The sequence below is a fragment of the Sporolactobacillus shoreicorticis genome (assembly GCF_024125445.1).
Lineage (GTDB): Bacteria > Bacillota > Bacilli > Bacillales > Sporolactobacillaceae > Sporolactobacillus > Sporolactobacillus shoreicorticis.
The window spans coordinates 1-516 of sequence record NZ_JAMXWM010000104.1 but is presented as its reverse complement, the minus strand read 5'-3'; the positions used below and the strand labels follow the sequence as shown (position 1 = coordinate 516).

The following is a 516-nucleotide window of genomic DNA, read 5'->3' as shown; positions in this document are numbered from 1 at the left end:
CCCGCCGAACATATCGGTCTGCGTTTTTTTATTTGTGACTTTAATCAGGAGCAGATCGTCATTCTCATAGGCCTGGATCAGCAGCTTATGAGATTCGTCGCTCCGAACATACACACCATCATTGTCAATTGACCATTCCTTAAATCCACCCAGGTATTCCTTCCAGCCGCCCTGCGTATCCTTTGAGGTTACTTCCACCGTATCTTTATCCCGGTTAATCGTCAGCCCCTGCTGGCCGGCAAGCGCTAACAGCTTATCACCCGTCGCATTCCACAGTGACAACAAAATATCCTTACCAGCGGTCGCTGAATTAAGCCGACTGGTTAGTTGATCATATAATTCTGTTTCAGCAGCCATTGTTTTCCTCCTTAAATTTTGACCTTATAGCCTGAGAAAACGACAAAGTCATAGCCGATGATGGCATGCTTGGTGCCGTCTTCCTCGTTGAGAATCTGTGACACGCCGTTTGGTACCTGCAGAATCATTTCGTAGCCGTCCGGCAGTTCAATGTCCTCG

The 516-nt window shown here is 47.7% G+C and carries 2 protein-coding genes; both read right to left on the bottom strand.

The annotated features are described in order from the left end of the window. The coding region (locus NIE88_RS22200) for a phage major tail protein, TP901-1 family (protein WP_253065749.1) at positions 1 to 357 on the bottom strand (357 nt) is incomplete at its 3' end. A gap of 11 nt (positions 358 to 368) precedes the next feature. After that, positions 369 to 503 carry a DUF5072 family protein gene (locus NIE88_RS22965; protein WP_373689486.1) on the bottom strand — a complete coding sequence of 45 codons (135 nt, stop codon included), beginning with the start codon at positions 501 to 503 and terminating at the stop codon, positions 369 to 371. Between the last annotated feature and the right edge of the window lie 13 nt (positions 504 to 516).